Source organism: Chimaeribacter coloradensis, from assembly GCF_002858715.1.
GTDB classification, from domain to species: domain Bacteria; phylum Pseudomonadota; class Gammaproteobacteria; order Enterobacterales; family Enterobacteriaceae; genus Chimaeribacter; species Chimaeribacter coloradensis.
In genome coordinates, this window is sequence record NZ_PJZH01000014.1 from 56125 (window position 1) to 81393 (window position 25269).

Annotated in this window: 22 protein-coding genes; 8 read left to right on the forward strand and 14 right to left on the reverse strand. The window is 59.5% G+C overall.

What is annotated here, in order from left to right:
- Positions 1–213: 213 nt before the first annotated feature.
- A complete protein-coding gene (gene ppa, locus CYR32_RS13905; protein ID WP_101825416.1) occupies positions 214–741 on the forward strand; it encodes an inorganic diphosphatase in 528 nt (175 codons plus the stop codon).
- 84 nt (positions 742–825) lie between these two features.
- On the opposite strand, the gene CYR32_RS13910 is transcribed toward ppa, so the two are convergent.
- Genes CYR32_RS13910 through tamA form a run of 3 tightly spaced genes read right to left on the reverse strand, consistent with a single transcriptional unit; the run spans position 826 to position 6691 of the window.
- Positions 826–1176, reverse strand: coding sequence for a gamma-glutamylcyclotransferase family protein (locus CYR32_RS13910; RefSeq protein ID WP_101825419.1), 351 nt, complete (start codon positions 1174–1176; stop codon positions 826–828).
- A 2-nt stretch (positions 1177–1178) separates the two neighbouring features.
- Positions 1179–4958, reverse strand: coding sequence for an autotransporter assembly complex protein TamB (gene tamB / locus CYR32_RS13915; RefSeq protein WP_101825421.1), 3780 nt, complete (start codon positions 4956–4958; stop codon positions 1179–1181).
- Positions 4955–6691, reverse strand: coding sequence for an autotransporter assembly complex protein TamA (tamA, locus tag CYR32_RS13920; protein WP_101825424.1), 1737 nt, complete (start codon positions 6689–6691; stop codon positions 4955–4957). Before tamA ends, tamB begins: the two co-directional genes overlap by 4 nt.
- A 217-nt stretch (positions 6692–6908) precedes the next feature.
- On the opposite strand from tamA, the gene msrA reads away from it, so the two are divergent.
- Both msrA and paeA read left to right on the forward strand, forming a co-directional pair.
- Entirely contained in the window at positions 6909–7544 is a 636-nt protein-coding gene (msrA, locus tag CYR32_RS13925; protein WP_101825426.1) for a peptide-methionine (S)-S-oxide reductase MsrA, read from the forward strand.
- A gap of 185 nt (positions 7545–7729) precedes the next feature.
- Complete coding sequence (gene paeA / locus CYR32_RS13930; RefSeq protein WP_072927063.1) at positions 7730–9073, forward strand: polyamine export protein PaeA; 1344 nt, start codon at positions 7730–7732, stop codon at positions 9071–9073.
- A gap of 117 nt (positions 9074–9190) precedes the next feature.
- Here the strand turns inward: paeA and CYR32_RS13935 are convergent, their stop codons facing one another.
- Positions 9191–9394 (reverse strand): DUF1107 domain-containing protein, encoded by a 204-nt coding sequence (locus CYR32_RS13935; RefSeq protein WP_072927062.1) that lies wholly within the window; start codon positions 9392–9394, stop codon positions 9191–9193.
- Positions 9395–9729: 335 nt separating this feature from the next.
- Between CYR32_RS13935 and CYR32_RS13940 the strand changes: the two genes are divergently transcribed.
- Positions 9730–10290, forward strand: a complete 561-nt coding sequence (locus CYR32_RS13940; RefSeq protein WP_101825429.1) for a YtfJ family protein — start codon at positions 9730–9732, stop codon at positions 10288–10290.
- On the opposite strand, the gene cysQ is transcribed toward CYR32_RS13940, so the two are convergent.
- The gene (gene cysQ, locus CYR32_RS13945; RefSeq protein WP_101825432.1) at positions 10287–11027 is read right to left on the reverse strand and encodes a 3'(2'),5'-bisphosphate nucleotidase CysQ; all 741 of its coding nucleotides are present in this window, start codon (positions 11025–11027) and stop codon (positions 10287–10289) included. The genes CYR32_RS13940 and cysQ overlap by 4 nt on opposite strands.
- A gap of 235 nt (positions 11028–11262) precedes the next feature.
- Between cysQ and CYR32_RS13950 the strand changes: the two genes are divergently transcribed.
- The gene (locus CYR32_RS13950) at positions 11263–13212 is read left to right on the forward strand and encodes a bifunctional 2',3'-cyclic-nucleotide 2'-phosphodiesterase/3'-nucleotidase (RefSeq protein ID WP_420912840.1); all 1950 of its coding nucleotides are present in this window, start codon (positions 11263–11265) and stop codon (positions 13210–13212) included.
- A gap of 113 nt (positions 13213–13325) precedes the next feature.
- On the opposite strand, the gene CYR32_RS13955 is transcribed toward CYR32_RS13950, so the two are convergent.
- Positions 13326–13946 (reverse strand): BamJ family beta-barrel-assembly machinery protein, encoded by a 621-nt coding sequence (locus tag CYR32_RS13955; RefSeq protein ID WP_101825435.1) that lies wholly within the window; start codon positions 13944–13946, stop codon positions 13326–13328.
- Positions 13947–14237: 291 nt separating this feature from the next.
- On the opposite strand from CYR32_RS13955, the gene CYR32_RS13960 reads away from it, so the two are divergent.
- The gene (locus CYR32_RS13960; RefSeq protein WP_101825437.1) at positions 14238–14927 is read left to right on the forward strand and encodes a LysM-like peptidoglycan-binding domain-containing protein; all 690 of its coding nucleotides are present in this window, start codon (positions 14238–14240) and stop codon (positions 14925–14927) included.
- A 91-nt stretch (positions 14928–15018) separates the two neighbouring features.
- Here the strand turns inward: CYR32_RS13960 and rplI are convergent, their stop codons facing one another.
- The 5 genes from rplI to yjfP all read right to left on the reverse strand — a co-directional run bounded on the left by rplI (position 15019) and on the right by yjfP (position 17705).
- On the reverse strand, positions 15019–15468 hold the full coding sequence (gene rplI, locus CYR32_RS13965) for a 50S ribosomal protein L9 (protein WP_101825439.1): 450 nt from the start codon (positions 15466–15468) through the stop codon (positions 15019–15021).
- 39 nt (positions 15469–15507) lie between these two features.
- Complete coding sequence (gene rpsR / locus CYR32_RS13970; RefSeq protein ID WP_000135199.1) at positions 15508–15735, reverse strand: 30S ribosomal protein S18; 228 nt, start codon at positions 15733–15735, stop codon at positions 15508–15510.
- Positions 15736–15739: 4 nt separating this feature from the next.
- Positions 15740–16057, reverse strand: coding sequence for a primosomal replication protein N (gene priB / locus CYR32_RS13975; RefSeq protein ID WP_165698246.1), 318 nt, complete (start codon positions 16055–16057; stop codon positions 15740–15742).
- Between the two features lie 5 nt (positions 16058–16062).
- Complete coding sequence (rpsF, locus tag CYR32_RS13980; protein WP_072927046.1) at positions 16063–16458, reverse strand: 30S ribosomal protein S6; 396 nt, start codon at positions 16456–16458, stop codon at positions 16063–16065.
- 494 nt (positions 16459–16952) lie between these two features.
- On the reverse strand, positions 16953–17705 hold the full coding sequence (yjfP, locus tag CYR32_RS13985; RefSeq protein ID WP_101825443.1) for an esterase: 753 nt from the start codon (positions 17703–17705) through the stop codon (positions 16953–16955).
- A gap of 168 nt (positions 17706–17873) precedes the next feature.
- Here yjfP and CYR32_RS13990 point away from each other — a divergent pair, with 168 nt between their 5' ends.
- Together CYR32_RS13990 and bsmA are read left to right on the forward strand one after the other, a co-directional pair.
- A complete protein-coding gene (locus CYR32_RS13990; protein ID WP_101825446.1) occupies positions 17874–19796 on the forward strand; it encodes a methyl-accepting chemotaxis protein in 1923 nt (640 codons plus the stop codon).
- Between the two features lie 69 nt (positions 19797–19865).
- A complete protein-coding gene (bsmA, locus tag CYR32_RS13995; RefSeq protein ID WP_101825452.1) occupies positions 19866–20174 on the forward strand; it encodes a biofilm peroxide resistance protein BsmA in 309 nt (102 codons plus the stop codon).
- 40 nt (positions 20175–20214) lie between these two features.
- On the opposite strand, the gene CYR32_RS14000 is transcribed toward bsmA, so the two are convergent.
- The 3 genes from CYR32_RS14000 to rnr all read right to left on the reverse strand — a co-directional run bounded on the left by CYR32_RS14000 (position 20215) and on the right by rnr (position 25255).
- On the reverse strand, positions 20215–21843 hold the full coding sequence (locus CYR32_RS14000) for an isovaleryl-CoA dehydrogenase (protein WP_165698247.1): 1629 nt from the start codon (positions 21841–21843) through the stop codon (positions 20215–20217).
- Between the two features lie 118 nt (positions 21844–21961).
- A complete protein-coding gene (rlmB, locus tag CYR32_RS14005) occupies positions 21962–22702 on the reverse strand; it encodes a 23S rRNA (guanosine(2251)-2'-O)-methyltransferase RlmB (protein WP_101825455.1) in 741 nt (246 codons plus the stop codon).
- Between the two features lie 99 nt (positions 22703–22801).
- On the reverse strand, positions 22802–25255 hold the full coding sequence (gene rnr, locus CYR32_RS14010) for a ribonuclease R (protein WP_101825457.1): 2454 nt from the start codon (positions 25253–25255) through the stop codon (positions 22802–22804).
- Between the last annotated feature and the right edge of the window lie 14 nt (positions 25256–25269).

Here is a 25269-nt window from a genome sequence, read left to right on the forward strand (position 1 = left end):
CACGTGGCACACTCCTGAAGGGCGATCGGCAGATCGCCCTTTTTTATGTGCAGCGCCCGTACCCGGCAGGGGAAGGATAAGTCTGAAAGTACCGGCGGCGGCGGCCCGGGCATTTTGCGGCAGGCTGACTGCATGTTAAAAGGACAGGCATTCATAAAAGAGTTGGCTATAATAGCCGGCACTCTAATTCTGGTTCGATGAAAGGAAACCACTATGAGCTTGAACAACGTACCGGCGGGTAAAGATCTTCCGGAAGACATCTATGTAGTGATTGAGATCCCGGCCAACGCGGACCCGATCAAATATGAAATCGACAAAGAAACCGGCGCCCTGTTCGTTGACCGTTTCATGTCCACCGCGATGTTCTATCCGTGCAACTACGGCTACATCAACAATACCCTGTCCCTGGATGGTGACCCGGTAGATGTGCTGGTGCCGACCCCGTACCCGCTGCAACCAGGCTCCGTGATCCGTTGCCGCCCGGTTGGCGTACTGAAAATGTCAGACGAAGCGGGCGAAGATGCCAAGCTGGTGGCCGTGCCGCACAGCAAGCTGACCAAAGAGTACGATCACATCAACGATGTGAACGACCTGCCGGAACTGCTGCGCGCCCAGATCGCCCACTTCTTCGAACACTACAAAGACCTGGAAAAAGGGAAATGGGTGAAAGTCGACGGTTGGGAAAATGCTGACGCAGCGAAAGCTGAAATCGTGGCCTCTTTTGAGCGCGCGAAGAAGTAAGCCACGCCTGCCCGGTTTTACGGCATGAGATGTAAAAACACCGCTCAGTGAGCGGTGTTTTTTTATGGGTTGACGGCGCGGCCGTTACTCCGCGCGTGGTTCACGCGTCAGCCAGTTACCACTGGCGATGCGCGGTACGCCCTCCAGCGAGCGCTTATAAATATAGATCCATGCGCTGCCATAGGGCGTTGCAATCAACTCCCGGCGGTAGTCCTTGGTATTGCTTTTCAGCTCATCCAGTTCTGCCAGAATACCGGCGTTAATCCGGTAGACTTCGCAGTAAATGGTGCCCTCACCGGGAACCGCCGCCGGATACTGCCCCAGATCATAGAGGTTGAACCCTTCCAACTCATGATCGCCCAACCATTGGGCGTTGGTCATCCAGTGACTGTTACCCTGCTTGCGGCGCAAGCTGCCGTAGACAATTATTCGCATCGTTAAAACTCAAACTGATAGAGCAAATCTAATGCCTGGTCGAGGCCAGACACCGCTTCCAGATACAATTTCGGCATTAACCGGTAACGTAACGTCAGGGTCGCCAAAGAATCAAATATCCCTACACCATATTTTACCTGCAGGCCGGGCAGCACATAACCGCTGACCACCACCTGGGAGCTGTCGCCCACCCCGGCGGTATCCAGGGCCAGGTTACTTACCCCGAACGCCTCGCCGATTTTACCCACAAGTTTACCACTTTGTGCAACCCCTAATCCGACCAGCATCGAGGTCATCATACTGCTGTCGGTGCCGGTGTCATCCAGCCCCTGGCCGCGCAGCAGGTAAGAGAGCGCTTCCTGCTGTGACATCGCCGGATCGGAGAAGATCTCCAGCTTCGGCTCATCGGCAGTGCCGGTGACTTTCACCCCGGCCACCACATCATTCTCGGTGGATTCCGGGTTACGGATCGCCTCGATGTTCAGCAGCGGTTGCGCCGGCGGGCCGGAGAAGAGCAACTGCCCTTTGCGCACCAGCAGATCCTGCCCATAGGCGTGGAAGCGGCCGGATGGGATATCGATCTGCCCGTTCAGCCCCAGCCCCTGCTGATCCTGTACCACTTTCAGCGCACCTTTCAGCTTGGCCCGCAAACCAAAGGCATCGAGCCGCACATTATCCCCGATGTTAACCGTCAGGTTGCTGTTGATCGGGATCGACGCTTTTTTGGTTTCGATCGGCTGATGTTGATCGTTGAGCATCACCTCATCCGACGAGACGCCCACCGCGCTCTCCGGCAGATCCTGCACCGTGATGCGCGCCCACGGGATGTCCACGTTGCCGCTCAGGGAAAAGAGCTGCGGCGTGGCCTCAAACACCAGATCGGGCGAGACATCCAGCCGCACCATCGGCGGCACGGTGACGCGCACCTTGTCCCCTTTCGCGGCGATGCGCGCACGCCAGGCATCAATCTGCGCCCAGTCGGCGTTACCGGCCAGCGACAGCTGACCCTGCGTGGTCTGGATCAGGCCGTTCAGCGTGGAATTATCGCCGTTGAAGGTCAGGCCCAGGCGGCCGCTGCTGATGTCGAACGGCATCCAGGCACCGTCAATATCCACATCACTCAGCGCCATCTGCCCATACACCAGCGGGCGCTGGGCCGTGCCGCCCAGCCGCAGAGTGGCGTTCAGCAGACCCTTCGCTTTCTCATCGCTTGAGAGCACCGGGTTAAGCATCGCCAGCGAAATATTATTGATGCTGACATTGCCTGAAATGCCGCGGCGGCGCTGTGGGTCAGTGATCTGCACATCCCCGGCCAGCTGGCCATTGTTGGCAATCTTAATCAGCCAGCCGAGCTGCGCCCGGCCATTCACCAGCCCGGCAGAGAGGTTGAGCGTGTCGAAGTCCACCGGCAGGGTTTTGCCCTGCACGTTCTGGCGCACTTTCACCCCTTTGCCGGAGAGGGAGACCGTGGCCTGCGGCAGCCCGCCCGTGGCTTTCCAGCTGACATCGGCCTTGCCGTTAAAGATGCCGCTGAGCTGGGTGTCATCGGTCAGGTAAGGTTTGGCTATCGCCAGATCCAGGCGGTTGAGCACCACACTGGCCTGCCCGCTGGCCCCGGCCTCGATGGTTTTCGGTACGCAGAGTTCCACATTCGGGTTCAGCCAGCAGTGCGGGCCGACGGTGACCCGTTGTTCGCTGTTGAAATACTCCAGCGCCAGGGTCCGGCTGAGGCGCACTTCGCCGACCGGCGTATCAAAGCGGGTATTGTTCAGGGTGCCCTGCCAGCGCTGGGTCTGGCGGTCAAAACTGCCTGCCAGCGCCAGCTGGCCGGAGACCGGTTTGCCGTCGATGCGCAGCTGCATCTGGTGCTGTTTCTCACTGCCTGTGGCCTCCAGCGTTAACTGGCGGATCGCCAGGGAGGCCTGCGTCAGCTGCTGCACCCGAACCGCCAGTTCGCCCTGAATCTGCTCGCCGGAGCGCACGTCCCCTTTCACGTTCACGCTGTTGATGCGCAGTTCCTGCCAGCGTAACCGGCTGGCGGTGAGATCGGCCAGCACCTGCGGTGCCTTGAGGTTACCGCGCAGTTTCAGGCTGCCCTTCGCCACGCCGCCCAGCCCCGGCAGGGCGTTATCCAGTGCAGGGGCATCGATCAGCGCGTCCAGCGCCCAGTTCTCATCCAGCTTGCCCTTCACATCCACCACGTTGCGGCCGAGCGCCAGGTGCATCTGCGGAATGTCCCACTGCCCGGCGGCGTTGCCGCTGAGCTGGCCGCGCGCCTCGACCTTGTTCTGCCGCACGTTACCGTCAAGTTGCAGTTCAGGGATGCGGAACTGCATGTTGCCGCCATAGAGGCTGCCCCGGGTCACGATCTTGCCGCGCAGGGTCGCCGGCCACTCCGGCCACTGTTTCGCGGTATTGATGCCGTCCAGCGTCAGCACGGTGTTCCAGCTGATCGCCTTGCTCCAGTCCACCACCCCGCTGAGGTCGGTATTGCCCTGAAGCGCCGCCACCCGCAGCCGTGCCAGCCGGAACTGCTCAACCGTGCCGCTGCCGTCCAGCGTGACCGTGGCAGGCGGCAGCCCGGCACCGCGGATGTCAGAACGCAGGCCAAGCCGGTAATCCACCGCCTTGCCGCTGAGGCTGAGGTCGATGTCCTTCACCTGATACTGCGGCTCCCCCACCAGCGGCCAGCGCAGTTCCTCACTCTTCAGGGAAAGCGCCAGCGGCAGCCCCGCTTCAGCCAGCTGGGTTTGCACCGTCAGCGTGCTGCGCACCGGGCCGGAGAGGTTCAGCGCCACGTTCAGTTTGTCACGCAGGCCACCGCCCACCGTCAGCCGTGCTTTCTCACCCTTGACCGGGTCGACGTTCAGCGTGCTGTTAACGTTCATCGCCAGCGGCCAGTTACCGCTGAGCGTGGCCTGGCCGCGGGCATTCAGTGTGCCCTGCGGGGAGTCCACATCCAGCGTATCCAGTTGCAGGTGCTGATCTTTGGTGCTGGCCTGCAGCAGCAGCGATGTCACCGTAACATCCGTATCGCCGGTGAGCCGCAGCTGGCGGCCGCGTATCGACTTCACGGTAATGTCCAGCGGCAGGCGGAATTCCGGCAGGTCCGGCAACAGCGGTTTGGCAAACAGCTGTTTCAGGGTCTCGCCCAATGGCGGCCCCGGTGGGGCCGGCGTGGCCGGTTCAGCCGGTTTGGTTTCAGTGACCTTCTCCAGCGCCAGCTGGGCGGCCGTCGGCAGCGCCACCAGCAGCGAGTTAATCTCTGTCGGCATCAGCGTCAGGGCGCGATCCTGCCACTGCAGCCCGGTGCGGAACTCACCCAGCGCAATGGCGGTGTTGTCTACCGTGACCTTGACGTTATTAAGCCGCAACATCCGCAGGGTCACCGGGTAAGGCGTGCTCAGGTTACTGCTGCCGGCCTCTTCTTCCGGCTGCGGGGCAGCGGGCGTCATCTCTTTGGTATTGACTGCCACATTCACATCCTGCGCCGTCACGGCGTTGACGCACAATTGGCTGCGGCGGAAACAGGAGAGATCCAGCGAGAGATGGAACTGCCCGGCGTTGACCGTGACACCCGGCATTTTATAGCTCACGCCGGTCAGCGTCAGGGAGCGCCAGCCCCCCTCCACGCGACCGATATCCAGCCCCGGCACCCAGCGGGCGGCACTGTTGATCACCAGATGCAAACCGGTTCGTGTCCCTACCAGGAAGGCCACGCTGCTCAGCAGCAGGAGCACGACGATCAGCACGCCGAGGGAAATCTTTTTCAAGCGGCTCATAATTCAGGCCCCAAACCAATGTAAAACTCCATGCCGTGCTCTTCCTGGTCGCCAATCGGGGCGGCGATATCCAGTTTCACCGGGCCGACCGGTGAGGCCCAGCGCACACCCACCCCGGCACCGGTCTTCACGTTACTCTGTTTAATGTCGTTGACCGCTTCGCCGGAATCGACAAACACCGCGCCCCACCACTTGCCGGTCACGTTGTACTGGTACTCCAGCGAGCCGGTGGCCAGCTTCGAGGCCCCGGTGAGTTTGCCTTCATCGTCCCGCGGTGAAATGGATTTGTACTGGTAGCCGCGGATGCTGCGGTCGCCCCCGGCAAAGAAGCGCAGGGAGGGCGGCACGCGTTCGAAGTCATTGGTTTCGATCCAGCCCAGATTGCCGCGCACCACAAAGCGGTGTTTCTCCGCCAGGGTACGGATCCAGACGTTTTGCGCCTGTACCACCGCAAAATCGATGTCGGAACCCCAGCCGGTATCGGAGACGTCAAGGGAGTAGCGCTGCGAGTCGCCCCAGTCCGGCATCAGCCCGCCGCGCTGGCGCGTGCGGCTGACGCTGAGACCGGGGTAGATCAGCATGGTGGTGTTGGTGACGCTGCCCTGGGTAAAGTGATCCAGGCTCCAGCGCAGGTTGATCGCTTTTTTCCAGCCGCTGGAAGCATCCCAGTAGCGCGCCACGTTGAGGGTGGTGCCGTCGGACTCGGTATCGTTGAGATCTTCGCGCTTAAAGCCGCCCTGCACCACGTAATACTGCTCGATCGGATTTTTCAGCAGCGGGATCTTGTAGCTGAGGTCCAGCTCCTGCTCCGGCCCCGACAGGTTCAGGGTGCTCTCCAGGCTGTGGCCGCGTGAGTTGAGCCACGGCTTTTTCCAGTTGGCTTTGATGCGCGGCCCGACGTCGGTGGAGTAGCCCACCCCGGTTTCCAGCGTATTCCGGGTACGCGGCGTGACCACCGCGTTTAACGGCAAGACCTTGTGCTCTTTGGCATTCTTGAATTCAGGGGCCACCACCACCGAGTTAAACCAGTTGGTGGCAGAGAGGCGGCGGTTCAGCTCAGCCAGGTCGCTGGCGCTGTAGTAGTCGCCCTCACGGAAGGGGACAAGGTTTTGCAGATAATCATCACGGATTTGCGCGCCCTCAAAGGTGACGCGGCCGAAGCGGTAACGCTGCCCGGTATCGAAGTCGATGTCCCAGAACGCCTGGTGCTGGTCCTGGATAATGCCGAGCTGGCTTTTGCGCATGGCGGCATCGAAATAGCCTTTGCGCACCGCCACGTTGGTAATGGCGCTTTTGAAACTGTCGTAGGTGCCGTGGTTAAGCTGGGTGCCTTTGACCGGGATGCTGTTTTTCTTCAGCGTCTGGTAATCCTCATCGTCTTTGCCCTGCCCTTCGATCACCACCGAGGTGCCGGCGATTCTCACCGGTTCACCGGGCGTGACACGCGCAATCAGCACCGGCCGGCCGGGCGGCGGCGTGGCACGGTATTCAAAGTCGATGGTGGGATCGTAATACCCGAAGGGCCGCAGCCCCTGGCGGACCGCCTTATCCACGCTGGCGCGGAAACGCCCATCAGCGGTGACTTCATCACTGCCGATGGCAGAAAGCCGCACCCGCACATTTTTCTCTAACTCCCCGCTTAACCCCTCTACCTGCAACCGCAGCGTCGCTGCATGTGCCAGAGGGGACGCCAGCAGTACACATAAAAAACTCAGTACCCGGTTTTGTCGCACACGTACTCCTGGGAATGTTCACTGTCCTGTAAAGCAAAACACGCTGGCATAAAAACAGCATCAGTATGGGCGAAATCATCCCGGCTGGTAGCCGTTTACCCCTGAAATTTTGATTATCGTAAGAAAATTAATCAATAAGAGCCGATGTATTGTGTGCAAAGACGCAATCAGATACAACTAACGATCCTTACCCTGCTATTGAACGGAGCGCCGCACGGTGCAAAATTTCGACAAAACTCAACCTGTTACCCCAGAAAACGCCCTGCCGGGGCGAACGACGCCGATGCCGGTCGCGCCACTGCATGCCGTCACCGGTCACGCCATGACCCACGTCCCTGACGGCATGGAAGAGGCGATTTTTGGCATGGGCTGCTTCTGGGGCGTTGAGCGCCTGTTCTGGCAACAGCCCGGCATTCACAGCACCGCAGCCGGTTACAGCGGCGGCTATACCCCGAACCCGACTTACCGGGAAGTCTGTACCGGTGAAACCGGCCATGCGGAAGTGGTGCGGGTGGTGTTTGATCCGGCGGTGGTGAGCTACCCGCAGCTGTTACAGTTGTTCTGGGAAAACCATGACCCGGCGCAGGGGATGCGCCAGGGCGGGGACATCGGCACCCAGTACCGTTCAGCCCTCTACCCGCTCTCCCCGGCGCAGCAGGCGGCGGCGGAGCAGAGCCTCGCCGCTTTCCGCCAGGCGATGCTGGCCGCAGGGGACGCCCGCCCGATCACCACGGAGATCGTGCCGGCGCTGCCCTTCTACTATGCCGAGGATGAGCACCAGCAATACCTGCATAAGAACCCGGAAGGGTACTGCGGCCTCGGCGGCATCGGCGTCTGCCTGCCGCCGCACTAAGCCCTGAACGGCCGCCTGGGTCACCTCTTCTCCGCTGGCGGCCTTCTCGGCGCTGCTGCTATACTATGCGTGCTGCAAATGTAGGCTGTTTGCAGCATTTCTGTCTGTAATTTTAGAATTTTTCACTCAGTGTTACCCCCTGCCTTAAACGCGCCGGTCGGGAACCGGAACTAAGCGGATAAACTATGCTAAACAGTATATTACTGATTCTTTTATTAATCGCCGTGAGCGCCTTTTTCTCCCTGTCGGAGATTTCGCTGGCTGCCTCACGAAAAATCAAACTTAAACTCCTGGCGGATGACGGCAGTATCAATGCCCTGCGTGTACTGAAGCTCCAGGAAACCCCCGGCATGTTCTTCACGGTGGTGCAGATTGGTCTGAACGCGGTGGCGATTCTCGGTGGTATTGTCGGTGATGCGGCATTTTCCCCAGTCTTCGAAACCTTCTTCATCCGCTTTATGTCACCTGAGCTTGCCGAGCAAATCAGCTTCATCTGTTCCTTTGTGCTGGTCACCAGCCTCTTCATCCTGTTCGCGGACTTAACCCCGAAGCGCATCGGTATGATTGCACCAGAGACGGTTGCCGTCCGGATCATCAACCCGATGCGTTTCTGCCTGGCGGTCTTCCGCCCGCTGGTCTGGCTGTTTAACGGGCTGGCGAACTGCATTTTCCGTCTGTTCAAGCTGCCGATGGTGCGCAACGATGACATCACCTCCGATGACATCTACGCCGTGGTGGAAGCGGGCGCGCTGGCCGGGGTGCTGCGCAAACAGGAGCACGAGCTGATTGAGAACGTGTTCGAGCTGGAATCGCGTACCGTGCCCTCCTCCATGACCTCGCGCGAAAGCGTGATCTTTTTCGACCTGCGCGAAAGTGAGGAGAGCATCAAGCAGAAGATCGCGACCCACCCGCACTCCAAATTCCTGGTGTGTGACGGGCATATCGATCAGGTGGTGGGCTATGTGGACTCCAAAGATCTGCTGAACCGGGTGCTGGGCAACCAGAGCCTGATGCTGAGCAGCGGTGTCCAGATCCGCTCTGCGCTGATCGTGCCGGATACCCTGACGCTTTCTGAAGCCCTGGAGAGCTTTAAAACCGCCGGTGAAGATTTTGCGGTGATCCTGAACGAATATGCGCTGGTGGTCGGCATCATCACCCTGAACGACGTGATGACCACGCTGATGGGCGACCTGGTAGGCCAGGGGATGGAAGAGCAGATTGTGGCGCGTGATGAGAACTCATGGCTGATCGAAGGCGGTACGCCGATCGACGACGTGATGCGCGTGCTGCATATCGATGAGTTCCCGCAGTCCGGCAACTATGAAACCATCGGCGGCTTTATGATGTTTATGCTGCGCAAGATCCCGAAACGTACTGACTTTGTGAAGTTCTCCGGTTACAAGTTCGAGGTGGTGGACATCGACAGCTACAAGATCGACCAGTTGCTGGTCACCCGCATCAGTGACAAACCGCTGACGCCGCTGCTGCCGAAAACGCCGGAGGAGCTGGCGCGCGAAAAGAGCCTGTAACGGCACCCTGCGCCCTCTTGTCTGCAAACAATAACGGCCCCAACAGGGGCCGTTATCTTTATCTGGGTAAGAGAACACATTACGGGGTGTTACCTGACCAGCGCTATGCGCCCGTCATTACATCTCAGCCTGCAGACTCATTACCTGGCGGTTCACTTCAGACATCACGCTGAAATGGCGCTTGTCGCGTACTTTCGGCAATAAGATTTTGCCGTTATCAAACTCAAATGCGCCTACATCTTTGATGTAGATCCGACCGCGGAACAGCGTTTTTACATATTTAGCCACTTTGAGCGGATTATAACGCTGAAAGATTCTCATTTTCTTACTCTCTCCATGGGGGGTTCGTTGCGCTCCTGCCAGATAAATAACCAGACTAGGGGCAGCTCTTCGAAACGAACGCAACGTAATAGACTTTAAAAATAGTCGTTAGTTCTGAAAATGCCACTCTGTTTTGTTACTTTTACAGAAGCTGACAGTTACTTGCGTGTAATCGATACAACGAAAATTGGGTTAACCGGTCTGGCTCCGGTTACCTTGCCGGAAAGCGATCCTTATCACGCTTACCAACAGGACAGATCACTGATTACAGCTTATGATGCTGCTTTCTACTATCAGAGCGCTCTTAAACCTGCAGCGGTCGCCAAGGAGAAAGCATGTTCAAGCATAGTCTGCTGACTATAGTGTTATTGGCTTCATCATTTATCGCCTCCGCCCACAATTTTACAATTATGCAACCTGTTCCGCCGGTCTATGTCAGTGACAAAGGTGAACTGCTGCTTGACCACGGCACCTTTCGTTACCAGCGCTGGCAAAGCGCCGCGCTGGCCGGAAAAGTGCGCGTTATCCAGCACATAGCCGGGCGCACCGCGGCAAAAGAGATGAATGCGCCGCTGGTTGAGGCCATCAAGGCTGCCAATCTACCTGCCAAATATTACCAAACGACGACAATCATCAATTCAGATGACGCCATCATCGGCACCGGTGCATTTGTGCGCAGCAGCATTAAAGAGAGTAAAGAGAGCTTCCCTTGGTCGCAGTTTGTAGTGGACGATCAGGGCGTGGTCCGCAAGGCGTGGGCGTTGAAAGAGGCCAGCTCGGCCATTGTGGTACTGGATGCCACCGGCAAGGTGCAGTTTGCCAAAGAGGGCGCGTTGACACCGGATGAAGTGCAGCAGGTGATTGCCCTGCTGCACCGGCTCATTCCGGCAACTTAATAGAGCGACACGCGGAAGCCGGGGTTGAGGAAGGATTCTCGTGGCGTGTAGGAGAGCGTCTGCCCCTGCCAGTCATGCACCTGCGCCCCGGCTGCCAGGGCCACCGCATGGCCGGCGGCCGTATCCCAGATAGAGGTTGGCCCGAAGCGCGGGTAAAGCTGCGCCTTGCCTTCGGCCACCAGGCAGAACTTCAGCGACGACCCAACCGCCACCGTCTGGTGCTCACCCAGTTGCGCCAGATAGTCCTGCAGCTCCTGGCTGCCGTGCGAGCGGCTGACCACCACCAACGGCGGGCGCGCATCCCGTACGGTAATCTGCTCCCGGCGGCCGCCCTCTTCTTTCCAGGCTTTGCCGTCTGCGGCGGAGTACATCACGCCGGTGACCGGCACATACACCACGCCCAGCACCGGTACGCCGTTTTCGATCAGGGCGATGTTGACGGTGAAATCACCGTTGCGTTTGATGAACTCTTTGGTGCCGTCCAGCGGGTCAACCAGCCAGTAACGGCTCCAGTGGCGGCGCGTCTCCCAGGCGGGCGGATCCTCTTCCGACACCAGCGGGATCTCCGGCGTCAGGGCAGTCAGCCCGCGTTTAATCACCTGATGCGCCGCCAGATCCGCCGCCGTCACCGGCGAGTCATCGCTCTTGGTCTCGACACCCAGGGGCGTATGGCCGTCATAGACATCCATAATCGCTGCACCCGCATCGCGGGCCAGCTGACAAATATGTTCCAGCATCCTCTACCTCTGCAATTTTGAACCTTATTAAGCAGACTAGTTATTTTTCCCCTGAAGATCTATAGCCGTGCCGGACAGGTTCGCCCCCCTTTGCCCCGCATGCCCGCCAGACGTGATTTCCTGCGCATTTTTAAGGGGTTAAATTCGGCATACTTCACAGTTCTTTGCGTCATCTGGTCATATTTACACGCTATTCTGCGAGCCCTGCCTGATAACTACCCCAAGGAGAACGATGATGAGGAAGCCCTGTTTTGCCCTGACACTGCTGGCCGCTGCGGTAAGCACGCATGCTGCTACCGTGGATCTGCGCATCATGGAGACCAGCGACCTGCACAGCAACATGATGGATTTTGACTACTACAAGGACACGCCGACGGACAAATTCGGCCTGGTGCGCACCGCCACCCTGATCGCACAGGCCCGCCAGCAGGCGACCAACAGCGTGCTGGTAGACAACGGCGATCTGATTCAGGGCAGCCCGCTGGGGGATTACATCGCGTCAAAGGGGCTGAAGGCCGGCGATGTCCACCCGGTCTATCTGGCGATGAACACGCTCGGCTATTCGGTGGGCAACATCGGCAACCATGAGTTCAACTACGGGCTGGATTACCTGAAGAAGGCGCTGGCCGGGGCGAAGTTCCCCTACGTCAACGCCAACCTGATTGATGCCGCCACCGGCAAACCGCTGCTGACACCCTACCTGATTGAGAAGAAAGAGGTGAAAGACCGCGATGGCAAAACCCACACGCTGAACATCGGCTACATCGGGTTTGTGCCGCCGCAGGTGATGGTCTGGGACAAGGCCAACCTTCAGGGCAAAGTCAGGGTTGATGACATCACCGAGACCGCGAAAAAATGGGTGCCGGAGATGCGTAAAGCCGGGGCGGATATTGTCGTCGCTATTCCGCACTCCGGCCTTTCCGGCGAGCCATATAAAGCGCTGGCGGAGAACTCGGTCTATTACCTCAGCCAGGTGCCGGGCATCGATGCGATTATGTTCGGCCACGCGCACGCCGTGTTCCCCAGCGACGATTTCGCCGCGATCAAAGGCGCGGACATCAAACAGGGCACGCTGAACGGCATCCCGGCCGTGATGCCCGGCCAGTGGGGCGACCACCTCGGCATTGTCGATCTGCAACTGACCAACGATCAGGGGAAATGGCAGGTAACCCAGGCGCGCGCCGAAGCGCGCCCGATCTTTGATAAAGCTACCAAAAAATCCCTGGCGGCCGAGGATGCCAACCTGGTCAATGTGCTGAGTGAGGCACACAAAGGGACCCGGACCTTCGTCAGCCAGCCGATCGGGAAAGCCAGTGACAGTATGTACAGCTTCCTGGCGCTGGTGCAGGATGACCCGACGGTGCAGATCGTCAACAATGCGCAGACCGCCTACACCCGCCATTTCATCCAGGGCGATCCGGATCTGGCCGACCTGCCGGTGCTCTCTGCTGCGGCACCGTTTAAAGTCGGCGGCCGCAAAAACGATCCGGCGAGCTATGTTGAAGTGGAAAAAGGCGAACTGACTCTGCGTAACGCCGCCGATCTTTACCTCTACCCCAACACGCTGGTGGTATTGAAAGTTACCGGCCAGGAGGTCAAAGAGTGGCTGGAGTGCTCTGCCGGGCAGTTCAACCAGATCGATCCGCACAGCAGCCGGCCGCAGAAGCTGATCAACTGGGACGGTTTCCGCACCTACAACTTTGATGTGATCGATGGTGTGAACTACCAGATCGACGTCAGCCAACCGGCACGCTATGACGGCGAATGCACGCTCATTAACAGCAAAGCCAGCCGCATCCGCGACCTTACCTATCAGGGCAAGCCAATCGACCCGGACGCCACCTTCCTGGTCGCCACCAACAATTACCGCGCTTACGGCGGTAAATTTGCCGGTACGGGTGAGCGCCATATCGCGTTCGCCTCGCCGGATCAGAACCAGGCGATCCTGGCGGCCTATATCAGCACTGAAACCCGCCAACAGGGCGAGGTGAAACCTGAGGCGGACAATAACTGGCAACTGGCACCGATTGCCGCCGCCCAGCCGCTGGACATCCGCTTTGAAACCGCCCCAACGACTAAAGCGGCCGCTTTCATCCAGCAAAAGGCGCGTTATCCGATGGCGCTGAAAGGCCAGGACGAGACCGGGTTTGCGATCTACAGCCTCGACCTCCGCCCGCAGCGGTAAACCAGGAAGGTAACGCAATAAAAAAGGCAGGGCCGGAAAACCGGCCCTGCCTTTTACTTATCTATGACGTACTACACACATGAAGTACAGCACACATGAAACGGGAAAGGGGATTACAGAATTTCCAGCAGCTCGACGTCAAAGATCAGCGCGCTGTAAGGCGGGATCGACGCACCGGCACCGCGCTCACCATAAGCCAGGTTGTGCGGGATATAGAGCTGCCATTTGGAGCCGACCGGCATCAGGGTCAGCGCTTCGATCCAGCCCGGGATCACGCCGCTGACCGGGAATTCTGCCGGCTGGCCGCGCTCTACGGAGCTGTCAAACACGTCGCCATTGATCAGGCGGCCGGTGTAGTGAACACGCACATGGTCCTGGCGGCCTGGGATCGGGCCGTCACCCTGCTGCATCACGGTGAATTGCAGGCCGGATTCGGTGCGGGTCACATCATCACGCTCCGCATTTTTTTCGAGGAACGCCTGTCCTTCGACGGCCATTGCTTTCTGTTGTTCGCGGCGCACGGCGTCTGCACGCTCGTGGACTTCGCGCAGGGCGCGGTGCAGGACGTCAACCGGAACCGCCGGCGCGTTCCCTTCGAGCGCATCGCGCAAACCTGCGGCCAGTGCTTCCGGCAGCAATCCTTCCAGGCCGGACTCCTGCAACTGCTGGCCAACCTGTAAACCGATGCCGTAGCTTGCCTGCGCTTCCACGCTGTCATAAGAAGGGGTTGTCATGCATTTTCCTCAAATCGATAAAAAGTCGAAGGCAGAGCATAACAGCGCAACAGTTTGCGGTAAAATCTTGCGTCAGGGAGGATGACATTTGTTGCTGAAACAGAAACAATACCGCCCCGGGAAATACCTGATTTACCAATCCGCTTAGTTCCCTGCTGTCTCTTTCTGCCTCAAGCAGTTATCAGACTATACTCAACAGGTAATATTGGGCTGCATAACGTCGCCTCCCGATCATTACGCCGGTACTTTTGTTTGCCCGCTGTGGCAAACCGCGTTGCAAGAGAGGTTGTCATGGGCAGAATCGCGCCCAGGAGAAGCAAAACCACCCAGGTCAATTCACCCCTGCGAAACCTGTGGACCACGCTTATGTCAAAAAGGCCGACCCGCGCCGAACATGAACATACACCCGACGATCAGGAACGCCAGCCCACGACGCGCGCCCGGCCGGCCTCATCGCGGTCATACCGCACCTGGTTACGCTCACCCTGGTTAAAAGCCGCCTGGGCATTTCCGGCCCGCCTGCACTGGATGGACCCGCTGCCCCTGCCCCATCGCCGCGGTATTCTGCTGGCGGCGCTGGTGGTGCTGCTGGCTATCCTGTGGCCCTCTGCGTCGACGCGTTACCCGGTTGAACAGCCTGTCAGCCAGGATTCGCGGGAGATTCCGTTACAGGCCAATTTGCAGGAGAGCGCCGCCCGCCCGGCGACAGCTGAAAGCGGCAGCGGCTGGCAGACTTACCGGATTCAACCCGGCCAGACGCTGGCGCAGCTCTTCCGCGACAATAATCTGATGGTCAATGATGTGTTTGCGATGGCGCAGGTTGAGGGGGATGACAAACCGCTCAGCAACCTGCAGGCTGGCCAGCCGGTCAAAATACAGCGTAATGCGCAGGGTGTGGTGACGGCGCTGGAGATTGACACCAGCACGAACCCGGTGCGGTTTATCCGCCAGCCGGATGGCAGCTACCGCCGCGTGGGGTAAGCGCGCCGGAAAACGCCCCTTCTCTTTTCCTTCCCGCCAAAAAGCAAAACGCCGGCACAAGGCCGGCGTTTCACAAGCAGCGGAGTAAAACTTACTCTGCTACTACAACGATGTTCAGCTGAGCGAACACATCGCTGTGTACCTGGAAGTGCACTTCGTGCTCACCCACAGTACGCAGGACGCCGTTCGGCAGGCGAACTTCGCTCTTAGCAACTTCAACACCAGCCGCAGTGACCGCATCAGCGATGTCACGGGTACCGATGGAACCGAACAGTTTGCCTTCGTCGCCAGATTTGGACGCGATGGTAACAGAGCCCAGCTCGTTGATTTTTGCAGCGCGCGCTTCGGCAGCAGCCAGAACGTCAGCCAGTTTGGCTTCCAGATCTGCACGGCGTGCTTCGAAGAACTCAACGTTTTTCTTGGTAGCCGGGACAGCTTTGCCCTGCGGTACCAGGAAGTTACGAGCGTAGCCCGCTTTCACGTTAACCTGGTCACCCAGGCTGCCGAGATTTGCTACTTTATCAAGCAGAATAACTTGCATTACCTTATCCTCTCAAAGTCGTTAATGGACAGTGGCCGATTACTGATGACGATCAGTGTACGGCAACAAAGACAGGTAGCGTGCGCGCTTGATAGCACGGGCCAGCTGACGCTGGTATTTTGCACGGGTACCGGTGATACGGCTCGGAACGATCTTGCCGCTCTCGGTGATGTAGTTTTTCAGCGTTGCGATATCTTTATAGTCGATCTCTTGAACGCCTTCCGCGGTGAAACGGCAGAACTTGCGACGACGGAAATAACGTGCCATTTGGCTAGTCTCCAGAATCTATCAATTCAATCTGCTCGGCATGCAGCACCATTTTGTTCAGCCCATTGCGCCCCTGAAGGCAACTAATGAAACCTGACACGGTAATCTGACTGCCGACCGTTAATCTGTGAGTTAATGCTTGTAGTGTGTGTCCGCTGGCGACCACGGGCATTCTGCACCATGCCACCCTGCTGAATCCGGCTTCCTGCTGCTGCGAGCGGTGCTCAAGCACAAACTGGCAGTGCGGTATTCCGGATGGACTGACTTTTCGCGTCGGTGTCTTGCACACTGTGCCGGTTAACACCAGGCGATTAGCCATCACGGCAATTACTCTTCAGAATCCCCAGCATCAGCATCATCAGAGGTTTCGTTGGCGAAATCTTCACGGCGGTCACGACGCTCGTCTTTCGCTTTAACCATCGGGGATGCTTCGGTAACCGCGTGCTTAGTACGCATTACCATGCTACGGATAACGGCGTCGTTGAAGCGGAAGTTAGTTTCCAGCTCATCGATCACTTCCTGAGAAGCTTCAACGTTCATCAGAACGTAGTGGGCTTTGTGCAGTTTGTTGATCGGGTAAGCCAGTTGACGGCGGCCCCAGTCTTCCAGACGGTGGATCGTGCCTTCAGCAGCGGTGATAGCACCGGTGTAACGCTCGATCATGCCTGGAACCTGTTCGCTTTGGTCAGGATGGACCATAAAAACGATTTCGTAATGACGCATCGAATTGCTCCTTACGGATTATTCAGCCTCCTGTCCGGGTCAGCCGCGGCCCATGGAGGCAAGGAACGTGTTTGTGTGCGGCTGAAAAATGACGCGCAATTATAGGTGGGCGGGCGGGGAAACACAAGGCATGAATCACGCGGGCGCGTTCTTTCCGGCATCCTGATGAAACATCAGCAAAAATGATGGGTAAACCGCGTTAACAGAGTTGAGCCGCAAAAAAAAGCGGCAAAAGCTGCAATTTTGATCAGTTTTATTGAATGTATTATTCAATAAAAGCGGATTTCTTAATGCCCTTGGTTGATTAAAATAGGGGCAGAGATGTCAGTATCAGGCGGCAATGGAAGTGATGTGCCCCATCCGTAACGATGCCCGAATACAATAAACCTATGCTGGCCGCAAAATGCAGTACCAGGGAAAATCCAAAAAATTATACGTGCGTTAAACGCCTGTTTTGCCGGCCCCCAGTGATGGGGGCCTTTTCATTTGGGCGCTCAACCCAGATGCCGGGTAAAGAATGCCACGCCCGCCTGTAACGCTGCCGGGGTGATTTTGTGCCCGATTTGCGGTTCGGTCAGGCAGGTGAGGTGCGTGTCTCTGCCTGCCTGTTGCAGCGCCCGGCGCAGCCGCGCGCTCTCCTCAGCCGGCACCAGATCGTCCGCTTCGCCATGCCAGAGCAGCAGCGGCCGGTTGCCCAGCAGTTCCAGCGCCGCGCTCATGTCATACTCCTCCAGAAAGGCGAGCCGCTGCGCCAGTGCCTCCCCACGCAAGGGCTGCCCGCCCTGCCGTGGCACGAACAGGCGGCGCGACAGGGAGTGAAAATAAGCCGAGCCCATAAAACTGGCGGCGGCATTAATCCACGGATAGCGCCCCAGCGCGCCCAGCGTGGTCATACCGCCCATCGACGCCCCGCAGACCCCGATTTTCCCTTCAATCAGTAACCCCTGCTGTTGATAAGCCGCCTTTAACCCCGGCAATTCATCGATATTGCTGCGCAGAATCTCCCAGAAGTGGCCCAGCCGCGTTTCTGCATCATTGTCATAGCGGGCACCGTGCATGGCTGCATCCGGCATGATCACCCGGAAACCGGCCTGCGCCAGTGCATACCCAAAGTAGGAGTAGACCTCTTTAGAGGAGGTAAACCCGTGGTAGAAAAATAGCGTGGGCAGGGGGATGCCCTGTTTCCCGGCCGGTGCCGCATGGATAAGCTCAATGCCGTTCACCTTCTCCTGGAACATCTCAATCATGCCGCTCTCCTGTGGTTGATGACGCAGACATTGCGTGGTTAATTCATAGAATAATTTTAATTTCCATGATCTAGATCAAGAAAAACAAGTTATTACACTTTCTGCCTAAATTTTCTCCGGCGTCTGCCGTTATTGCCAACACCTTTTCTAACCCATGAGATGAGAATAATGACGGGATTTTCCTTCCGCCAATGGGGCCTGGGCGTCAAGCTCTCTGTGCTGGCTTCACTGACTGTTGCTGCACTGTTTTTACTGTTTACGTTATCACTGACCCGCACAGCCGGGGATCAGATGAAAGCCCTGACACTGGAGGACATGAAAAATCAGGTCGAAGGCGTTGAAGACATGATTACCATGTACGACGCCAGCCTGAAAGCCGAGGTCAGCAGCTATACCCAGCTGTTCACCAGCTTTATGTCCCCGGCGTTCAGCCTGCAGACCACCGGCAACCAGACCGTGCTGAAAGCCGGTGACAGCGTCCTCAATAACAACACCGCCATCCCTGACGATTTCCTCACCCGCACCGGTGCCATTTCGACAATGTTTATGCGCCAGGGGGATGATTTTGTCCGGATTACCACCTCCCTGAAAAAAGAGGACGGGTCTCGCGCCATCGGCACGAAACTCGATCGCCAGAGTGCGGCCTATCGCGCTGTGATGGGCGGCGAGGTCTACAAAGGGCTGGCGACGCTGTTCGGTAAGAAATTCATTACCCAGTACCAGCCGGTCAAGGATCAGGCCGGCAAGATCATCGGCATCGCCTTTGTCGGGGTCGATATCACCCCGCAGTTTAACGAAATGCGCCAGACCATCCTGAGCAAGAAGATTGGCCAGAGCGGCTACTTCTTTGTGCTGGATGCCGCTCAGGGCAGCAACCGCGGTCACTACCTCTTCCACCCGCGCGCCGAAGGCCAGACGCCGGGCTGGGATGCCGCGGTGCTTGATCAGGTGCTGGCGACCCCGCAAGGTACCCAGACTTATCATGACAGCAGCCTGCCGGCCGGCAGCGGCGCGCAGATCATGGTCTACCACAGCCTGCCCGCCTGGGGCTGGGTCGTGGCCGGGACGGCCGATGAAGACGAAATCATGGCGGAGATCACCCACAGCCGGAACCTGTTCCTGGGGATTGGGGTGGTGCTTGTCGCGCTGTTTGCCGCGCTGTTTATGCTGGTGACCCGCAACTGGCTAAGCCGCCCGCTGGAGCAGGTGGTGAAAGTCGCTGAGCAATATGCCGCAGGCAACCTGAGCGCCAGCCTGAGCACGACCCGCCAGGATGAAGTGGGCCGGATGATGACGGCGATGGACGGCATCGGCCGCGGCCTGGCGCGCATTGTGTCCCAGGTGCGCGAAGCCGCCGTGGAGATCAACCAGAGCACCGCCTCGCTGGCTGCCGACAGTGAAAACATCACCGGTCAGATCTCCCGCCAGGCCAGCAGCCTGGAGGAGACCTCCGCCAGCATGGAGCAGCTGACCGCGACCGTGCAGCAGAATGCGGAGAACGTCTCAGAAGCGATGAAACTGGTCCGCCAGACCGAAACAGCCGCCCAGAACGGCGGTGAGGCGGTCACCTCTGCGGTCTCGACCATGAGCGACATCAAGGGCGCGTCCCAGCGGATTGCCGACATCACCAGCGTTATCGAGTCCATCGCGTTCCAGACCAATATTCTGGCGCTGAATGCGGCGGTAGAAGCGGCCCGGGCCGGTGAACACGGTAAAGGTTTTGCCGTGGTAGCCGCCGAGGTGCGCGCGCTGGCACAGCGCAGTGCCAAATCGGTTAAAGAGATTGAAACGCTGATTGCCGAATCCCTGGACAAGGTCGAACAGGGGAACCGCATCTCGATGCAGACCCACGAAGCGATGAATGACATCCTCAGCCGGGTGCAGCAGGTGCGGATGATCGTCAGTGATATTGACGTCGCCTCCCATGAGCAGTCCGCCGGGATCGGCCAGGTCAACATCGCCATTGTGCAGATTGGTCAGGCGACCCAGGAGAACGCCATGCTGGTCAGCAGCTCTGAAGAGACGGCCGCCGCGCTGAACCAGAAAGGGCAGCACCTGAAGAAGCTGGTCAGCATGTTCCAGCTTGATTAAAAAAACATCACACCTTCGCACCAGGCGATCCGCGCTACACTAAAGGCTGATGCTGTGAGGAGGAAAGAGATGACGTTTTCGCGTTTACTGACCGGTGCGTTGCTGGTGAGCGTTTTGAGCGGGTGCAGCACGTTGCACGACACGCCCAGGCCGCCGCCGCCGGTGACCGCCGGTGCACAGGAGATTACCCGTGCCCAGGTGGGTACGCTGCAAAAGATGGGCACCATTTCGGTCACCGAGCGCGGCAGCCCGATGGATGCCGCCCGGGCGTTGCAGAAAAAAGCGGATGCCAGCGGTGCCCACTACTACCTGGTGCTGATGAACGATGAAACCATTGTTCCCGGAACCTGGTATTCGCAGGCCATTCTCTACCGCTGAGCAACCTGATCTCTCCCAAAGGCACCTGACGGTGCCTTTTTTATGCGCCGGTTGCCCGGTTGAGCAGGTCAGTGCAGAGGCTCTCCGGCAAGGTGCTGTCACCGCGGTGATCAAACGCCATCCGGCACCAGGCCTCGGCCAGCGGCGGTGAGGCGTGGCGCAATAATTCAGCCCCGCTGCACAGCATGAAAAGTTGGCCGGTCATCTGCCGCCCCTGCGCTTCTTCCGGTTTCTGGAGCTGCTGGCTCAACTGCCGCCAGCTGCGGTCAAACAGCCGGTTCTGGCCGCGCACCTCATACATCTCCCGGTGCAGCATCTCTGCTGCGCCGGGCATCTTGTGCAGCGTGCGCAGCACATCCAGGCACATCACATTGCCCGAACCTTCCCAGATGCTGTTAACCGGTGCTTCGCGGTAAAGGCGCGGCAGTTCGCTCTCTTCGCAATAACCGATGCCGCCCAGCACCTCCATCGCCTCGGCCACAAAGGCGCTGCCGTGATGGCAGACGGCATACTTGGCCGCCGGGGTCAGCAGGCGGGTAAAGGCAAGCTGGTGCGCATCGTGCCGCTGCTCCCACGCCCGGGCCAGCCGGAACAGCAGCGCGGTCTGCCCCTCCAGACGCAGCGCCAGCCGCGCCAGCCCCTGACGCATCAGCGGCTGATCCGCCAGCACTTTGCCGAAGGCCTGCCGCTGCAAAGCGTGGTAGAGCGCCACGGAGAGCGCCCGGCGCATCAGGGCATGGCTGCCGAGGGCGCAGTCAAAGCGGGTATGCCCGCCCATGGTCAGGATCTGGCGGATGCCGTCCCCCTCCTCCCCCACCAGCCAGCCGGCCGCGTCCTGAAATTCAGCTTCACTGCTGGCATTGGAACGGTTGCCGAGTTTCTCTTTCAGCCGCTCCAGCCGGATGGCGTTGCGCGTGCCGTCCGGCAGCAGGCGCGGCAGGAAAAAGCAGGATAAGCCGCCCTCCGCCTGCGCCAGCACCAGGTGCGCGTCACTTTGCGGCACGGAGAAAAACCATTTGTGCCCCACCAGCCGGTAGCACTCTCCCGGCCCGCGCGCGCCCTCGGGCTGGGCGCGGGTGGTGTTGCTCAGCACATCGGAGCCGCCCTGTTTTTCCGTCATTCCCATGCCGATCAGCAGGCCGCGTTTCTGGCTGCCCGGCTGGCTGTGGGTGTCATAACGGTCAGAGAGCAGGCCCGGTAACCAGTCGCGGAATATACCGGGCAAGGCGCGTTGCAGCAGCGGGATGGCACCAAAGGTCATGGTGATGGGGCAGAGCGTGCCCGACTCCACCTGCCCATGCAGAATAAAGCGGGCGGCGCGGGCCGCAAACGAGCCGATGCGCGCCTCCTCCTGCCAGGGCAGATTATGCACGCGGTTGGTAATCAGCCCCTGCATCAGCAAATGCCAGGCCGGGTGAAAACGCACCTCGTCCAGCCGCTGGCCGGCGGCATCATAACGCAGCAGTTCCGGCGGGTTGGCGTTCGCCAGCCTTCCCAGCTCCAGCGACTCCGCGCTGCCGAGCTGCTGGCCCACTGACGCCAGAAGATCGGCGTCCCACCCTGCCTGAGCGCGGGTAATAGCTTCCCGCAGCGGCGTGTCGGACAGAAACAGGTTGCTGTTGCTCAGCGGTTTGGGCTGATTAAAGACGGTATGTGTTTGCCAGCGCATAGCTCTCCCCAGACGGATCAACGACGGGAATAAGTATGGCTGTTTTAGGGGGCAGTGCCGCTGGGGCGATCACAAAGACGGGAGGAAAGCGCCGGGGCAGAACGCCCCGGCGCAGGGATCAGGCTTTGGCGCTGCGCTGGCGCACCACTTCAAACAAACAGACGCCGGTCGCAACCGAGACATTCAGCGACGAGACCGAACCGGCCATCGGGATGCTGATCAGCTCATCACAGTGTTCGCGGGTCAGGCGGCGCATCCCTTCACCTTCCGCGCCCATCACCAGCGCCATCGGGCCGGTCATTTTGCTCTGGTAGACGCTGTGGTCAGCTTCACCGGCTGTGCCCACGATCCAGACATTGCTCTCCTGCAACAGGCGCAGGGTGCGGGCCAGGTTGGTCACCCGGATCAGCGGCACAGTTTCCGCCGCGCCACTGGCAACCTTTTTCGCCGTGGCGTTCAGTGCCGCAGAACGGTCACGCGGCACGATCACCGCATGGACGCCCGCCGCATCGGCGGTACGCAAACAGGCACCGAGGTTATGCGGGTCGGTAACACCGTCCAGCACCAGCAGCAGCGGGTTTTCTACGCTCTCGAGCAGCCCCGGGAGATCGTTCTCCTGGTACTGGCGGCCTTCACGCACGCGCGCCACGATGCCCTGATGCACCGCACCTTCTACTTTTTCATCCAGCCACTGCCGGTTAGCCACCTGGATCACAATGCCGGTGGCTTCTAGTTCGGCAATCAGCGGCTGAAGGCGGCGATCGTCACGCCCTTTCAGGATAAACACTTCCAGGAAACGTTGCGGGTCGCGCTCCAACAGCGCCTGGACGGCATGGATGCCGTAAATAATTTCGCTCATGATGCTCTTTAACAAGGTCAAACGGGCGGGTTCGCCCGTGGGGTATCGGGTCAGCGGGCGGGACGGCCGTCAGTGACAGCCGCCGCGCCCGCCGTGGTCTTAGCTGTTGTCCCGCTTCGGCCCGCGACGTGAGCGGCTGCCTGAGGTGCCTTTCTGATTCCGGTCAGAAGGGCGGCGGGAACGGCGTGGTTTTTTGTCATCCTGTGACGGCGCGCCGCTCTCATCCTTGCGGAAGGCGCTGTCCGGCTCGAAGTTGGTGCGCTTTTTCGTGTCACGGCGCGGGCGGCGGCCACGGCCGTCATCACGCTGGGTGCCCTGCTTGGCTTTGTCACGGGCCGTTTTGCCTGCGCCGCGCGGGCGGCGGGTGCTGGAGACCAGGGCGAAGTCAATTTTACGCTCGTCCATGTGCACGGCTTCAACGCGGATCTCCACCTCGTCACCCAGGCGGTAAACCTGCCCGGAGGACTCGCCCACCAGCCGCTGGCCGATGTTGTCGTAACGGTAGTAGTCGTTGTCGAGCGTCGAGACATGCACCAGCCCGTCGATGAACAGATCGTCCAGGCGCACGAAGAAGCCGAAACCGGTCACGCTGGAGATAATGCCGTCAAACACAGAGCCGACGTGATCCTGCATAAAGTCACACTTCAGCCAGTCAGCGACGTCACGCGTGGCTTCATCGGCCCGGCGCTCGGTCATCGAACAGTGTTCGCCCAGTTGCAGCATCTCGTCGTAATCGCTGTGCCAGCCGCCGGTCGGCGTCCAGCGCTCTTTCAGCGTGCCGTGCTGTTTGGCGAGGATATACTTGATGGCGCGGTGCAGCGACAAGTCCGGGTAGCGGCGGATCGGCGAGGTGAAGTGGGCGTACGCCGACAGCGCCAGGCCGAAGTGGCCGCGGTTTTCCGGGTCGTAAATCGCCTGTTTCATCGAGCGCAGCAGCATGGTTTGCAGCATCTCGCGGTCAGGGCGATCGGCAATCGCATCCATGACATCGGCATAATCTTTCGGCACCGGCTTCATGCCGCCGCCCATCTTCAGGCCCAGTTCATTCAGTACGCTTTTCAGCGCAGAGATATGATCGTCGCTTGGGCGGTCGTGGTCACGGAACAGCGCCGGCTCGTTGAATTTTTCCACGAAACGCGCCGCGGCCACGTTCGCCATGATCATGCACTCTTCGATCAGCTTGTGCGCGTCGTTACGTACCGTCGGCTCAACGCGCTCAATGCGGCGCTCGGCGTTAAAGATGAACTTCGCCTCTTCCGTCTCAAAGGCGATGCCGCCGCGATCGGCGCGGGCGTCATCCAGCACTTCATACATCTCATGCAGCTCTTCGAGGTTCTTCACCAGCGGTGCGTACTGCTCGCGCAACTCTTCGTTGCCTTCGATGATCTGCCAGACCTTGTTGTAGGTCAGGCGCGCATGGGAGCTCATCACCGCTTCGTAGAATTTATAGGAAGAGAGGCGGCCGGTGGCGGAGATGGTCATCTCACACACCATGCAGAGGCGGTCAACCTGTGGGTTCAGCGAGCAGAGGCCGTTGGAGAGCACTTCCGGCAGCATCGGGATCACCTGCGACGGGAAGTAGACGGAGGTGCCGCGCATGCGCGCTTCGTCATCCAGCGGGGTGCCGGGGCGGACGTAGTAGCTCACGTCTGCAATCGCGACCCACAAGCGCCAGCCGCCACCGCGTTTTTTCTCACAGTAGACCGCGTCATCGAAGTCGCGGGCGTCTTCGCCGTCGATGGTGACCAGCGGCAGGGTGCGCAGGTCAATACGCCCTTTTTTCGCCTCTTCCGGCACCTCTTCGGTCAGGGAAGAAATTTGCTTCTCCACGGCGGCCGGCCAGACGTGCGGGATCTCATGGGTACGCAGGGCGATGTCCACCGCCATGTTGGTCCCCATTTTGTCGCCCAGCACTTCGACGATTTTCCCCACGGCTTTGGTGCGGCGCGTCGGGCGCTGGGTCAGCTCGACCACCACCATGTAGCCCATGCGTGCGCCGCTTACTTCTTCCGGCGGGATCAGGATGTCGAAGCTCAGGCGGCTGTCGTCCGGCACCACAAAGCCGGTCCCGGCATCGGTAAAGTAGCGGCCGACAATCTGGCTGGTTTTCGGCACCAGCACACGCACGATGCGGGCCTCGCGACGGCCGCGGCGATCGGTGCCGCTCGGCTGCGCCAGCACCACGTCACCGTGGATGCACATCTTCATCTGTTCAGCGGAGAGGTAGATGTCCTCTTTTTTGCCGCCTTCCAGACGCAGGAAACCAAAGCCGTCGCGGTGGCCGATAACGGTGCCTTTCAGCAGGTCAAGGCGCTCCGGCAGCGCGTAACACTGGCGGCGGGTAAAGACCAGCTGACCGTCGCGCTCCATGGCGCGCAGGCGGCGGCGCAGCGCTTCCAGCTGCTCTTCGCTGGAGAGTTCCAGCTCGTTGGCCAGCTCTTCACGGCTGGCCGGGGCTTCACGTTTCGCCAGATGCTCGAGAATAAATTCCCGGCTTGGGATCGGGGAGTCATATTTCTCTGCTTCCCGTTCCAGAAAAGGATCTTGTGACATTGCGGTTCCTCCGT